12 protein-coding genes are annotated in these 13,522 nt (G+C 74.3%); 8 read left to right on the top strand and 4 right to left on the bottom strand.

Features of this window, described 5'->3' with window-relative positions; all coding sequences use genetic code 11:
• Nucleotides 1–3: 3 nt before the first annotated feature.
• Both ACQP1P_RS12670 and ACQP1P_RS12665 read right to left on the bottom strand, forming a co-directional pair.
• Entirely contained in the window at nucleotides 4–2,061 is a 2,058-nt protein-coding gene (locus ACQP1P_RS12670) for an alkaline phosphatase family protein (RefSeq protein WP_433086232.1), read from the bottom strand.
• A gap of 28 nt (nucleotides 2,062–2,089) precedes the next feature.
• Complete coding sequence (locus ACQP1P_RS12665) at nucleotides 2,090–2,275, bottom strand: hypothetical protein (RefSeq protein WP_433086230.1); 186 nt, start codon at nucleotides 2,273–2,275, stop codon at nucleotides 2,090–2,092.
• Between the two features lie 60 nt (nucleotides 2,276–2,335).
• On the opposite strand from ACQP1P_RS12665, the gene ACQP1P_RS12660 reads away from it, so the two are divergent.
• From ACQP1P_RS12660 to ACQP1P_RS12630, 7 genes are all read left to right on the top strand, one after another.
• Nucleotides 2,336–3,859, top strand: coding sequence for a CHAD domain-containing protein (locus tag ACQP1P_RS12660; RefSeq protein WP_433086228.1), 1,524 nt, complete (start codon nucleotides 2,336–2,338; stop codon nucleotides 3,857–3,859).
• Nucleotides 3,860–3,943: 84 nt separating this feature from the next.
• Complete coding sequence (locus tag ACQP1P_RS12655; RefSeq protein ID WP_433086226.1) at nucleotides 3,944–4,300, top strand: effector-associated constant component EACC1; 357 nt, start codon at nucleotides 3,944–3,946, stop codon at nucleotides 4,298–4,300.
• A 13-nt stretch (nucleotides 4,301–4,313) separates the two neighbouring features.
• A complete protein-coding gene (locus ACQP1P_RS12650) occupies nucleotides 4,314–5,582 on the top strand; it encodes a YqgE/AlgH family protein (RefSeq protein WP_433086224.1) in 1,269 nt (422 codons plus the stop codon).
• A gap of 17 nt (nucleotides 5,583–5,599) precedes the next feature.
• A complete protein-coding gene (locus ACQP1P_RS12645; protein ID WP_433086222.1) occupies nucleotides 5,600–7,606 on the top strand; it encodes an SIR2 family protein in 2,007 nt (668 codons plus the stop codon).
• Between the two features lie 135 nt (nucleotides 7,607–7,741).
• Complete coding sequence (locus tag ACQP1P_RS12640; protein WP_433086220.1) at nucleotides 7,742–8,083, top strand: hypothetical protein; 342 nt, start codon at nucleotides 7,742–7,744, stop codon at nucleotides 8,081–8,083.
• A gap of 95 nt (nucleotides 8,084–8,178) precedes the next feature.
• Entirely contained in the window at nucleotides 8,179–8,814 is a 636-nt protein-coding gene (locus tag ACQP1P_RS12635) for a hypothetical protein (RefSeq protein ID WP_433086218.1), read from the top strand.
• 184 nt (nucleotides 8,815–8,998) lie between these two features.
• Nucleotides 8,999–9,601 (top strand): HD domain-containing protein, encoded by a 603-nt coding sequence (locus tag ACQP1P_RS12630; protein ID WP_433086216.1) that lies wholly within the window; start codon nucleotides 8,999–9,001, stop codon nucleotides 9,599–9,601.
• Between the two features lie 249 nt (nucleotides 9,602–9,850).
• On the opposite strand, the gene ACQP1P_RS12625 is transcribed toward ACQP1P_RS12630, so the two are convergent.
• Nucleotides 9,851–10,720: a fructosamine kinase family protein gene (locus tag ACQP1P_RS12625; RefSeq protein WP_433086214.1), complete on the bottom strand. Its 870-nt coding sequence runs from the start codon at nucleotides 10,718–10,720 to the stop codon at nucleotides 9,851–9,853.
• A 164-nt stretch (nucleotides 10,721–10,884) separates the two neighbouring features.
• Between ACQP1P_RS12625 and ACQP1P_RS12620 the strand changes: the two genes are divergently transcribed.
• Entirely contained in the window at nucleotides 10,885–12,306 is a 1,422-nt protein-coding gene (locus ACQP1P_RS12620; RefSeq protein ID WP_433086212.1) for an FAD-binding oxidoreductase, read from the top strand.
• A gap of 261 nt (nucleotides 12,307–12,567) precedes the next feature.
• On the opposite strand, the gene ACQP1P_RS12615 is transcribed toward ACQP1P_RS12620, so the two are convergent.
• Nucleotides 12,568–13,521, bottom strand: coding sequence for an ATP-binding cassette domain-containing protein (locus ACQP1P_RS12615; protein WP_433086210.1), 954 nt, complete (start codon nucleotides 13,519–13,521; stop codon nucleotides 12,568–12,570).
• Nucleotide 13,522: the final 1 nt, after the last annotated feature.

Genomic DNA, 13,522 nt, shown 5'->3' with positions numbered 1-13,522 from the left:
GATCTAAACACCTCGAACTCTGCCGGACAAGGGAAGATCCTGCTCGCCGGCGGGCGCCTCGGGCACCTGCTCGCGCAGGCCCAGCTCCTCGAGCCAGGCGACCAGCCGCTCGTGCACCGCGACCGGCCCGAGCAGCTCCCCGGCGGGCATCGGCCACTCGGCGGGGTGCACCAGGATCGCCTCGGTCTGCCAGCCGCCGATGCCGCCGTGCGAGCCGACGAGCTCCTCGAACGCGGCGACCTCGTCGGTGCCCGGGTCGACGCGGCTCACCACGACCAGGTCGCCGACGTGGGCCATGTCCTGGTGCCGGAGCAGGTCGGCGGCGGCCGCGGGGCCGTAGGGCAGCAGCGGGTCGACGCCCTCGACGCGCCCGTCGCGCAGGTGGTGCCGGCCGGCCGGGCCGATCGCCACCGGGCCGTCCGCGGTCGCGGCGACGACGAGGCCGATGCCCGGGTGCTTGGCGAGCCCGTCGACCAGGCCGGGGCGCAGCTGCTCGATCGCGTCGAGCCCGGCGCGGCCGGGGACGGCGGTGAGGTACAGCATGGCGAGGTTCCCGGACGCGATCGTGACGACCTCGCCGAGCGGGCGGTGCGTGACGGGGCCGCACGAGCGGGTCTGGTGCGACACGCCGGCGAGCAGGGTGTTGGCCCGGCCCCAGTCCTCGTCGTCGGGTCCGGCGGTGGCCGACTCGGAGCCGTTGCCCGCGAGGTCGGCGACGAGCCGCTCGAGCGTCACGCCGTGGCGCTGGCTGAAGGTCGCGCCCTGGCTCTGCCCGTGGTCGGAGAGCACGACGATGCGGTAGTCGCGCCCGGCGACCCGGGCGAGCTTGTGCAGCGTGCCGAGCACCCGGTCGAGCCCCTCCAGGGTCTGCAGGGCCTCCGGGCGCAGCGGCCCGGCGTGGTGCGCGACCTCGTCGTAGTCGACGAAGTCGCAGTAGATCACCGGGGCGCCCCGGCTCATCTGCTCGGCGATCAGCGAGACGTTGAGATCGCGCAGCAGCACGTTGGTGACCGCGCGCAGGGCCACGTAGGCGGCCGTGCGCGGCACCCGCGGGTACACGTTGCGAAACCGCTGCCGCCGGGCCTGCTGGATCTCCTTGAGCATCTCGCCCACGGAGAGCACCAGCGCCCGCGCGAAGCCGTAGGGGCTGGCCACGAAGGCCAGGTAGCCGCGCGCCGAGCGGCCCGGCAGGGACGCGTTGCTGAACGTCAGCAGGCTCGTCGGGGCGTCGCCGGAGAACACGTTGCTGATGCTCACGCCGCCGTCGGCGAGCAGGCCGCGGCCGGTGGAGATGCGGGCCTCGACGTCGGCCGCGTCGCGGGGCCGGTTGGTCACCACGAGCCGGGCGCCGTCCTTCTCGTACCACCGGAACGCCGGGATCTGCGCGAAGTCCCCGTGCAGGATGCCGGCCTGGCTGGCCGGGGTGGTCGCCGGCAGGCCCGTGTGCCACGCCCGCATCGCGTGCGTGCCCGAGCGCAGCCAGTGCCCGAGGTTGGGCAGGTTGCCGGCCTTCACCGCCCACGACAGCAGCGGCGCGGAGAGCCCGTCGAGCTGCACGATGAGCACGCCCGGCTCGGTCGCCGGGGTGCCCCGGTGCCGGCGGGCCATCTGCCGCAGCGCCTGGCCGAGGAAGACGTCCTCGCTGCCGGCGTCGGCGAGCCAGTTCACGAGCGCGGTGAGCACGGCGGCGAGCCACGAGGCGATCCAGGCGTCGGCGAACGAGCCGACGCTGACGCCGCCCGCCAGGCGCAGCGCGGTGAACATCACCACGGCCTGGATGATCACGCCGACGGCCAGCACCCCGACCCCGCCGACGAGCACCGCCACGCCCAGCAGGACCAGCCGCATGAGCGTGCCGATGACCGCGAGCAGCACGGTCAGCTCGACCAGGGCCAGCGGGCCGCCGCTGGCCGTCACGCCGGGCAGCGCCCAGAACACGACGGCGAGCACGACGAAGCTCGTCACGCCGGAGCGCAGCAGCGACTTGCCCCACGCGACGGTCAGGCGCCAGTCGCGCAGCAGCCGCAGCGCGAAGCGAATCCGCTGAGCGACGACCCCCACGCAGCCAGATTAACGGCCGGGCCGGTCGTCACACGGGCGCGGGATCCATGAGCGCGCTCACCGCCTGCGCGTACCGGTCGGCGGAGCGGACGGTCTCCTGGGCCGCGGCCCAGCGCTCGCCGGGGTGCACCGGTCGGGGCGCGGCGAGGACGTGGCGAAGGGCGGTCAGCTCGGCGAGATGCGCGTCGAGCAGCCCGAGGACGTCGTGGTGCACCTCTCGTTTATCCCACGTCCACGTTCGCGACGTGCCGCGTTCGCTGCGACAATGGGTGCCATGGCCGGAAAGCTTGAAGTGGAACGCAAGTACGAGCTGCCGGACGGGTTCGCCCTGCCCGACCTCACCGGAGTCGGCGGGGTCACCGCCGTCGGTGAGCCCGACGACCAGTGCCTCGACGCCGTCTACTACGACACTGCCGGGCTGCATCTGGCGCGGGGCCGGGTCACGCTGCGCAGGCGCACCGGCGGCAACGACGCCGGCTGGCATCTGAAGCACCCCGCCGGCGGCGAGCGCAGCGAGCTGCAGGTGCCCGCGAACAACCGGCAGAAGTCCCCGCCGCGGGCCGTCACCGACCAGGTCCGCGCGCTCACCCGCGGGGCCGACCTCGCCCCCGTCGCCCGCATCCGCACCCACCGCGTCGAGCGGGCGCTGAAGGCCGCCGACGGCAGCACCGTCGCCCTGCTCGCCGACGACCGGGTCAGCACCGAGTCGCTGCGCGACGGCGGCGGCGCCCGCGAATGGCACGAGCTGGAGATCGAGCTCGTCGACGGCGACCCCGGCGCCCTCGACCGCCTCGACGCCGCCCTGCGCCGGGCCGGCGCGCGCCCCGCGAGCAGCCCGTCGAAGCTCGCCCAGGCCCTCGGCCCCGACTACCCCCGGCCGGTCGGCGTCCGGTTGCGCGGCTCGAAGTCCCGCCGGGCGCTCACCGCCTACCTCGCCGCCCAGCGCGACGCGCTCGTCGAGCACGACCCGCACGTGCGCGAGGGCGACGCCGAGGCGGTGCACAAGATGCGCGTGGCCACCCGGCGCCTGCGCTCCACCCTGCGCTCGTTCGGCCCGCTGCTCGCCGGCGGCACGGACGACCCGGCCGCGCTGGACCGGCTGCACGACGAGATCAAGTGGGTCACCGGCCTGCTCGGCGAGGTCCGCGACTGCGACGTGATGAGCGAGCGCCTGGCCGCGCTCGTGCACGCCGAGCCGCCGGAGCTCGTGCTCGGCCCGGTCGCGGCGCGCATCACGTCCCTGCTCGCCGCGCGGGCCGCCGAGGCCCGCCGGGCGCTCGTCGCGGGGCTGGACAGCCGGCGGTACACCGACGTGCTCGACGCGATCGACGCGCTGGTCCTGCGCACCGCCCGGCCCGAGCGGGTGCCCCGCCGCCGGCTGCTGCGCCGCGCGCGCAAGGCCCTGCGCCGCGCCGACGCCCGCCTGGCCGCCGCGGACGCCGGGCTGGACACCGGCATCGCCGCCACCGACGTCGACCAGCGGCGGCACGCGGCGCGCAAGGCCTACAAGCGCGCCCGCTACGCCGCCGAGCTCGTCGCCCCCGTCGCCGGCAAGTCCGCCAAGCGCCTCGCCGACCGGGTCACCGCCCTGCAGGACGCGCTCGGCGCGCACCAGGACGCCCTGGTGACCGGGGACCTGCTGCGGCAGTACGGCATCAGCGCGTACGGCGCCGGCGAGAACGCGTTCACCTACGGGCTGCTGCACGCGCGCACCGACGAGCACGGCCGGCTCGCCCTGCGCGACGTGCCCAAGGCCCGCCGCAAGGTGCGCAAGGCGGCCAAGGCCCTGTTCGGGTGAGCCGCCGCCGCGGCACCGGGTGACAGGGGATGCGCGGGTTCGATAAGGTTCGAAGTCCGCATCCCTCTCACCCCGGGTTGACCAGTGCAGCTGCAGATCCACCTCGAGCCCCTCGGGGACGGCCCCACGCCCGACGTCGACGAGTTGCTCAACCTCCAGCGGTGGCTGGTCGGCGAGTCCGGCATCGTGCAGTCCGAGATCGGGCTGTCCACGGCCACGCGGCCCGGTGAGCTCTCCGGGGCCGTCGAGATCATCAGCCTGGTGCTCGGCACGGGGCTGTCGGTCGGGCAGCTGCTGCTCGCGGTGTCGGCCTGGCGCCGGACGCGGCCCCTGGCCCCCGCGGTCGTGCTCACCCGCACCGACCCCGACGGGCGGTCGGTGCGCATCGAGTCCTCCGACCCGGCGGCCGTCGCCGCCGCGGCGCGGGCGCTCGACGGCTGAGCCGGGCGGCACCGTGGCGGAACTGGCTGACCCGCGCGCGTCGCGGGCCGTGCTCGTCGGCGGGGCGCGGTACGCGGCGCTGCCCGAGGTACCGGCGATCACGAGGAATCTCAACGGGCTCGCCGGGGTGCTGCAGGACCCCGAGCTCTGGGGGCTGGCACCCGAGCACTGCACGGTGCTGCACGACCCCGACGACGCCCGGGAGGTGTCCCGGGTGCTGCGCCGCGCGGCGGAGGAGACGGCCCCCGAGGGGATGCTGGTCGTCTACTTCGCCGGGCACGGGCTGGTCGACCCGATCGACGGCTCGCTCGTGCTGGGGCTGCGGGAGACCGATCCCGCCGTACCGTACGAGGCCGGTCTGCCCTTCGAGCTGATCCGCCGCGCGGTGGCCGGCAGCCGGGCCCGCCGCCGCCTGGTGATCCTGGACTGCTGCTACGCCGGGCGGGCCGCGGGGCACCTGGCCGCCGGGGAGTCCGGCAGCCAGGCGGTCGCGGACCAGGCCGGCACCGACGACACCTGCCTGCTCGTCTCGGCCCCGCGCAACCGCACCGCCCAGGCCCCGCCCGGCGAGCCGTACACCGCGTTCACCGGCGAGCTGCTGCGGGTGCTGCGCGGCGGCCTGCCCGACCGGCCCGCGGTGCTCGACGTGCGCACCGTCTGGCGCGAGGTGACCCTGCGGCTGCGCGAGCGCGGCTTCGAGCTGCCGGAGCTGCGCTCGGCCGGCGACGAGCTCGCGCTGGTGCACAACGCGGCCCGCCACCACCGCGACCTCGTCGGGCGGATCGTGGTCGCCACCGCCGCCGTCGAGGACCGTGACCTGCGCCAGGCCGCGGTGCTGATCCTGCGCCACGACCGGGGGCGCGGCGCCGTCGGCGTGCGGATCAACCGGCCCACCACCGACCCGCTGCCGGCCGACATCCCGCAGGGCTGGCGGCGGCTGCTGACCACGCCGGCGGTGCTCTTCGACGCGGGGCCGCTGAGCCGGTACGAGGGGTTCATCGCGGTCGCCCGGCTGCGGCCCGACGTCGAGCCGCCGCTGCGGTGGCGGCCGGTGAAGGACCGGCTCGGCGTGATCGCCCTGTCCGCCGACCCGCAGCCGCTCGCGCCGGTGATCGCCGGGCTGCGGCTGTTCTCCGGCTACCTCGGCTGGGGCCCCGACCAGCTGGAGGCCGACATCGACGGGGGCCTGCTGCTGCTCAGCGACGCCGACGTGCGCGAGGCGCTGTCGAGCCGGCCGCGGGACCTGTGGACGATCCTGCACGCCCGGGCCGCGGGCGAGTAGAGCCCGGGAGACTGAGCATGGAACTGAGGCTGATCGACGAGATCGTGTCCGCGATCCGCCACGGCGGGACGGTGACGCTCGTCCTCGGTGCCGGGATGACGATGCCGGTCGTGCCCGGGCTCGGCGACCTCGTCGAGCTGGCGGACCGGTACGCGGCCGGCCTCGGCGACGACGGCGAGCTCACGCAGGCGCTGCGGCAGGCGCGCGAGGGGCTGGACCCGCACGCGCTGCCGATCGAGCTCTACCTCGCGTACCGCCGCGTCTTCACCGCCCGCCGCTCCCCCGGCGAGTTCGACGTCGTCGCCCAGCAGGCCGTGCTCGCGGGCTACCGGGCGCCCGATCTCAACTCCTCGCCGCTGGCCACGCACGGCATCTGGCAGCGCGTCGACCTGCGCCTCGGCGAGCGGGTCGAGAACAGCCTGGACTGGTGGGAGCTGCCGGCCGGGGTCCGGGCGGTCGGGCGGCTGCTGGCCGGGCGGCCCGACGAGTTCGGCAACAGCATCCTCACCACGAACTTCGACCCGCTCTTCGAGGTCGCGGTCCGCCAGACGGGCCGGCAGGCGCTCAGCGTCCCGGTCGCGCCCGACGGCCGGCCGGACCGCCGCCCCGAGGGCGAGGGCGCCGTGCAGGTGTTCCACCTCAACGGGTTCTGGCGGCCGGTCAGCGAGGAGACGCGCTCGCCGCTGCTGCACGACCCGGCGCCGGACGCCACCGCGTCGCAGGCCCACTCGCGGGCCCTGGCGGAGCTGGTCACGGGCGATGTCGTGCTCGTCGTGGGGTACAGCGGCTGGGACGACGTCGTCACCGGCGCCCTGCGGGCCGTGGCGGCGTCGCGGCCGGTCCGGGTGCTGTGGGCGCTGCACGACGCGGCTCCGCTGCTGCTGCCCGACCGCCTCGCCGGGCTGGTCGAGTTCTTCACCGACATCCACGGCGACGACCTGTTCACCGGCCTCGCGGACCGGCTCGAGGTGCCCCCGGCCGGTCCCCGGGCCGACCCCCGCCGCCGGGTGCGCCACCTCGAGTGGGAGCGCGAGCTGTTCTCGCAGCCCGGCAACACCGTCCCGGAAGCCGTACTGCCCCTGCTGCGCCAGCTCGAACGGCGCTACGGCTGGGGCGTGGACTGGGCGGCCGAGCCCCAGCGCCCCAGGCTGCTCTTCTGGCCGGTCCGGCTGCGGGCCCGGGCGTCGCTCATCAACGCCGTGCAGGCGCTGACCGCGGCGGCGCTGAGCGCCCGCGGGGTGCGCGTGGTCGTGTGCCTCGACGACTTCGGCGTCACCGGCCGGGAGGCGCTCAGCGCCGAGTTCTCCGCCGACCTCACCCGCTGGATGCGCCGCGTCGACCCGGGCGCGGCCCCGGAGGTGGCGTCGCTGCAGGACTACGTGGCCACGGCGGCCGTGTCGCTGGAGCGCCCGACGGACCCGTGGTCGGTGGCCCGGATCTTCTACGGCGAGCGCAACCCGTCGCTCTACAGCGTGCTGGCCGCCATCAAGGTCGTGCCGCACCTGGCCCTGCACGACCTTGAGCGCAACGCCGGGGCGATCGTGCAGACGCTGCTGAGCAAGGACGCGAACCGGCTGCTGACGCCGCTGACCACCTGGTCCTACCTGCATCACCTGCTGCGGACCGAGCCGGCGGCGGAGGTGATGGCGTACGCGGGTTCGGACGAGCGCCTGCTGTGGGAGCAGTTCCGCGAGCACTTCGGCCTCGGCGGGACGCTGCTCTACAACCCGTACATCAAGCACCTGACGAACGAGTCGCGCATGGTCCGGTGGGCGTCGCCGGAGGAGCTGCGCGCGTACCTGTCCTCGACTCGGGGGTTGCCGGGATGGGGCTCGGAGGGCGGGTACGTGCACTGGCTCGTGCAGAACGCGTTCCTGCTGCCGCGGTACCTGACCGGGGCGTCGTTCCCGGAGGCGGGGGGCTACCACCTCGACTCCTGGTCGGCGTTCGCGGCGGCCCTGGACGCCGGCGTGCCGGTGCTGGACCTGCTCGCCTCGGACGTGTCCTCCTTCTATCTCGGGTAGTTTCCTCCCGGGTGTCGGACGCTTCGTGCCGATATGTCGGGCGCTTCGCGCCGCGACATATCGGATTTGTCGTATATGTCCGGTTCTGGAGGCGTAGGGTCGCTGACCTCGCGTTGTGCGGGTAGCGTTTGTGCCATGACGGTGGGGGTCCTGTCGGCGAGCGGGATTGATCGCTGCGTGTCGTTACTGGGCGAAGAACTGACGGCGTACATCGCGGGCGCCGCCACGGTGAGCGAGTTCCGCCGGTGGCGGGGCGACCGGCGGCGCTGGTCGGAGTTCGGCGCGCGCATCCAGGGCGCGGTCGAGGTGGCCGACGCCTTCGCACGGGCCAACCGGCTCGGCGCGGCGGCGGGCTGGCTGCGCGAGGTGGGCGCCGCAGGCATCGCGGGCCGCTCCCCGGCGAGACTGCTGCGCGAGGCGACGGGCGACACCCTCAAGCGCGTGATCGACGCGGCCGAGCGGTTCACGAAGCGCTAGCCCTTCGAGGTTGTATCGCGGGCCGGTGCACGTTCGCGCGTCCGATCTGTGCCACGCTTCAGCTGTCAAGCTTCACCGCGACCTAAGGACGCGCCGTGGGTGACACGTTGCTCCTCCCGCGCCTCGACGTGGGCGAACTCCTGCAGCGGCTGACCGCCGAGGTCCGGGCCGGCCGGGAGCCCGCCGGTCGCCCCTACCGCCACGTCAACGGCTTCACGAAGATCGTCGCCGCCGAGTACCCCGACGGCAGCCGCCTCACCCTGCACTACTGGCCCGCCGACCCGGCCGAGCGCGAGCACGTGTCCCGCCCGCACGACCATCGCTTCCCCTTCCGCTCGATCCTGCTGGGCGGCCGCCAGCACTTCATCGAGCTGGCCGAGACCCGGTCGGCGGCCTCGTGGCGGCGCTTCACCTACCGGCCGTACCTCGGCGGGCGGATCGCGTACGTCTCCTTCACCGGCGACGTCGGCCTGGAGCCCTTCCGGACCGTGGAGCGCGCTGCGCTGCGGGGCCAGTACTCGACGACGGCGACGATCGTGCACCAGGCCGTGACGGACCGGACGCAGGCCTGCGCGACGCTGGTGCTGCGCGGTCCCCGGGAGAAGCGCGAGTCGCAGGTGTACTACCGGCAGGACGAGCCATCGCCCCGGGGCGGGGTGCAGCTGGGCCGCCGCCTGAGCCGGGCCGAGGTGGTGCGCCAGCTGGAGGACATAGCCGCCATGCTCCCCTGACCGCCGCCGCTCCCCGTGACGGAAGCTACGCGACGGCTCGGTTACCGATGGTGACCCAGTGATGATCGAATACGAGATCGATTAGGACGCATCGGCTAAACTAAGCCTGAAAATATGGGAGCCGCCACCGGGGTGGTGCACCGCGCGATCGATTCTTCCTCTCGCCCCGAGGGGGGGCACCGGGTTGCTGTCACCGAGGTTCGAGGCGGCACTGACCTACGCCGCCCGCCGCCACGGTGCGCAGGTGCGGCACAACACCGGCACCCCGTACGTCTCGCACCTGCTCGCCACGTGCGCGATCGTGCTGGAGGAGGGCGGTGGCGAGACGGCCGCGATCGGCGCCCTGCTGCACGACGTGCTCGAGGACCAGCCCACGGGCCGTGGCGAGCTGCGGGCGGCGTTCGGCGACGAGGTGTACCGCATCGTGCACGACTGCACCGACGCCGACGCCGACGAGCGGCGCGCCCTCACCTGGTGGGAGCGCAAGCGCGAGCACCTCGGGCGCATGAGCTCGGAGGCCGGGGCCGAGTCGCTGCTCGTCATCGCGGCCGACAAGGTGTGCAGCCTGCAGTCCCTTGTGGACGATCTGCACCGGTTCGGGCCCGCACTGTTCGCGCGGAGCGCCCGCACGGCCGGGGAGCTGCTATGGAACTACCGCGAGGTGCTCGGGGTGCTCGAAGGCAGGCTCGGGGACCGGCCCGTGGTGACCCGGCTGCGGCGCCTGGTGGCCGAGTTCGCCGCGGCCACCGGTGATCCGCAACCACCGGCCGCGACCGCCCCGTTCTGACCACCGGCCGCGACCGGCCCCGCGACCGCCGGCCGGGACCGCCGGGCGCAAATGACGGGTCGGGTTCGATGCGGACCACCGGCGGCCGAACAGTGCCGGCAGCTCGGCGTCGGGAAGCGGAGCAGCCGCCCGGCGGGCAAGGACCGGCGGAGGGACGGCGTTGCGGGCAAGGACCGGCGGAGAGACGGCGTTGCGGGCGAGAACGTGACGAACCGGACTAATGCCGACAAAACCGCCGGGCTCGGGCGGTCATCGGTCGCGGAACGGCGCCAGCAGCCCGCGGACCGCGTCCGTCGAGCCCCAGTCGTCGTCGAACATGGCGACGAGCGCGAGCAGCTGGCGCAGGTGCAGCAGTGGCATGCGCTCCCGCCAGCCGGCGTCGAGGCCGGTGACGTCCGCGTAGACGGCGAAGAAGCGCTCGGCGGCCGGCGGGTGCGGCGAGCACCACAAGTGGCTCAGGTCCACCTCCGCCCAGGTGTATGACACGGCGGGGTCGACAACGGCCGGCAGCCCGTCCTGGGTGGCCATGATGTTCTGCGCCCAGCAGTCGCCGTGTGTGAGGCTCGCCGGGCGCTCGGGCAGGAGTTCGGGCAGCCGGTCGCACAGCCGCTCAAGCGCCCGGCGGTCGGGGCCGCCGAGCTTGCCGCGCAGCCTCGGGTGCGGCAGCCACCGCAGCAGCCGATGGCGCGCGAAGAAGATGTGGCCGTCGTCCTCCCAGGTGTTGACCTGCCGATGGGTGCCCAGCCAGCCGTCGCGATGCCAGCCGAAGCGCGGCGACGTCACCGCGTGCAACCGGGCGAGGTCGTGCGCGAGCCGCTCCCAGGCCGCCGCCTCGTCGCGCCGCGGCAGCAGGCGGCTCAGCACCAGCACACGGCGGCCGACAGCCAGGACGTCCGGCGTGGCCAGCCCGGCCGCGCGGAGGGCCGCGAGCCCTTCGGCCTCGACCTCGAAGACGTCCTCGCCCGGCGGCTCGGCCAGCGTCTTGGCGAAGACCTCCCGCCCGGATTGCAGGCGCACGAGGGCCGACTCGGCCGCGAACCCGCCCGCGGCGCGCTCGACGGCGCACACCTCGCCGAGGCCCGCGCCGGCCACCTGGTCGCGGACGAGGTCGATCGACATGCCTGACACCGTACGCGGCCGGCTGCGGGCTGTGCGGGCGCAGGACATTGGGCGGATATTTCGGTGATTGTCGGGCTTCGCGGGGGCGTCGGGAACGGGCAGCGCCGTCACCGAAGTGATCGGCAACGGTGGACGAAGCGTGCCCGCGGTGACAAGATCGGCCGGTGCGGTTGGACCTGACCCCCCTGGCGAACTTCCACGGCGAGCTCATCACCCCCTACGACCCCGCGTACGAGGGCGCCCGCGTGCTGTTCAACACCCGCGTGCGCACCCGGCCCGCGCTCATCGCGCGCTGCACCAGCGCCGAAGACGTCGCCGCGGCCGTCAAGTACGCGCGCGAGCAGCGGCTGCCGCTCGCCGTCCGCGGCGGCGGGCATCACGCGAGCGGGCTGTCCCTTGTGGAGGGTGGCGTCGTCGTCGACGTCGGCGGGATGGGGCAGATCGAGTTCGACGCCGCGGCCAGGACCGTCAAGGTCGGGCCCGGCGTCGGGTGGCGCGAGATCGACCGGGTCACCTACGCGGGGCACAGCGAGACCGGCGACGACGGCCTCGAGTACGGGCTCGCCGGGCCCGGCGGCGAGTGCCCCACGGTCAGCAACGCCGGCTACAGCCTCGGCGGCGGGTACGGGCCGCTCGGCCGCACGTACGGGCTCGGCTGCGACCACCTCCTGGAGGTCGAGCTCGTCAACGCCGACGGCGAGCGGCTGACCGTGAACGAGCGCGAGCACGCCGAGCTGTTCTGGGCGCTGCGCGGCGCCGGCGGGGCCGGGTTCGGGGTGGTGACGAGCCTGACGTACCGGCTCAACCCGCTGCCCAAGACCGTCGTCGGCGGCATGATCGCGTGGCCGTTCGAGCGGGCCCGGGACGTCTTCGCCGCCTACCGCGACCTCTACAAGGACCGCGCCGACGACCGGCTCGCGCTCTGCCTGCTGCTCACCACCGAGCCGTACCCGGACGGCGAGCCCGTCGTCGGGCTGTACGGCATGTACGTCGGGCCGCCCGCCGAGGCCGAGGCCGCGTTCGCCCCCGTGCACGCGCTCGGGGAGCCGCTGTTCAGCTCGATCGGCGAGACCGGCTACCTCGACATGATGACGGCCATGGGCGAGGAGATCGTGTACGGCCTGCAGTCGAAGTGGCTCGGCGGGTACTTCCGGGAGGACGGCTTCGACGAGGACGCCTTCGACGTGCTGGTCGAGGGGTTCCGCCGCGCGCCGTCCGGGTTCTCCATGGTGCGCTTCGACCTGCTCGCGGGTGGCGCGATCGCCCGGGTCCCGGCCGACGCGACCGCGTTCGTGCACCGTGGCGCCCTGCACTACGTCTCGGTGATCGCGCAGTGGCCCGGCGACGAGGAGACGGACGCGAACGTCGCGTGGATCGACGACTTCCACGAGGCGCTGCGGCCGCACCTGACCGGCGAGGTGTACCAGAACTACGCCGACCGCGATCTGCGGGACTGGCCCGCGGCGTACTACGGCGCCAACTACCCGCGCCTGCAGGCGGTCAAGGCGGCGTACGACCCGCAGGACGTCTTCCGCCACCCCCAGTCGATCCGGCTGTCCACTGTGGACTCCGGACACGACAGTTAACTGAAAAAGCTCTGGTTGACACCGTCCCGGCGGCGGGACGATGCTCGAAGGGAACGGCCCGGCAGCCGGGCGCGCGAGGCCTCGGGCCGAGCGCGGTTCGGACCGGCCGCCGGCCGGAAAGCCGCACCACCACCGGATCGCCGCGCTCCCTCGAGCGGCGGACCTCTCCGTGCTCGGACACGGACGACGGGCGGCCCCAGCGCGGGCCGCCCGTCTGTGTGATCCGCCGACGAAGCGCTCAGTGATCCGCGGACGAAGCGCTCAGTCCCGCAGCGAGCGCCCCGTCTTGGTCAGGAACACGTCGTCGAGGGTCGGGCGGTGCAGCTCGATCGTGGCCAGCGAGACCCCGCCGCCCTCGAGCGCCCGCATGATCTGCGGGATCGCGGTGTCGCCGGACTCGACGGTCAGCCGCAGCTCGCCGTCGTCGCGGACCTCCACGTCCCGGGCGAACGCCTGGGCCTTGAGCAGCGCCGCCGCCTCCTCGACGGCGTCGCCGACGCCGACGGTCACCACGTCGCCGGAGATCTCCCGCTTGAGCGCGTCCGGCGTGCCCTCGGCCACGACCTCGCCGTGGTCGATGATGGCGATGCGGTCGCAGAGGGCGTCGGCCTCGTCGAGGTAGTGCGTGGTGATGAAGACCGTCATGCCCTCCTCGCGCAGGCGGCGCACCTCGTCCCACATGTGGGCGCGGCTCTGCGGGTCGAGGCCGGTGGTCGGCTCGTCGAGGAAGAGCACCTGCGGGCGGTGGATGACGCCGAGCGCGATGTCGAGCCGGCGGCGCTGGCCGCCCGAGTAGGTCTTGCACTTGCGGTCGGCGAAGTCGGTCAGCTCGAAGGACTCGATGACCTCGGCGGCGCGCGCGGCGGCGGCGGCGCGGCCCATGCCGTACATCCGCGCCTGCAGGATCAGCTCCTCCCGCGCGGTGACGTCGTCGGAGGTGCTGCCGCCCTGCGCGACGAAGCCGATCGCGCGGCGGACGGCGGCCTGCTCGGTGCGCAGGTTCGCGCCGGCGACGGTGGCCTCGCCGTCGTCGAGCGGCAGGAGGGTGGCCAGCACCCGCAGGGTCGTGGTCTTGCCGGCGCCGTTCGGGCCGAGGAAGCCGAAGATCTCGCCCTCGGCGACGTCGAGGTCGATCCCCTTGACCGCCTCGACCTCGGTGGTCTGGCGCTTCGCCTTGGTCTTGTAGGACTTCTTGAGCCCCTTGGTCTTGATCATG

Origin of the sequence: Dactylosporangium sp. CA-052675, assembly GCF_050947935.1 — a bacterium.
GTDB lineage: Bacteria > Actinomycetota > Actinomycetes > Mycobacteriales > Micromonosporaceae > Dactylosporangium.
Note: the sequence above shows the minus strand (reverse complement) of the source record. Positions and strands in the feature narration are given on the sequence as shown.

Coding starts and splice junctions, on each gene's coding strand:
- ACQP1P_RS12615 (WP_433086210.1), bottom strand. CDS start 13,521: ATGATCAAGACCAAGGGGCTCAAGAAGTCCTACAAGACCAAGGCGAAG.
- ACQP1P_RS12640 (WP_433086220.1), top strand. CDS start 7,742: ATGACGGTGGGGGTCCTGTCGGCGAGCGGGATTGATCGCTGCGTGTCG.
- ACQP1P_RS12660 (WP_433086228.1), top strand. CDS start 2,336: ATGGCCGGAAAGCTTGAAGTGGAACGCAAGTACGAGCTGCCGGACGGG.
- ACQP1P_RS12625 (WP_433086214.1), bottom strand. CDS start 10,720: ATGTCGATCGACCTCGTCCGCGACCAGGTGGCCGGCGCGGGCCTCGGC.
- ACQP1P_RS12645 (WP_433086222.1), top strand. CDS start 5,600: ATGGAACTGAGGCTGATCGACGAGATCGTGTCCGCGATCCGCCACGGC.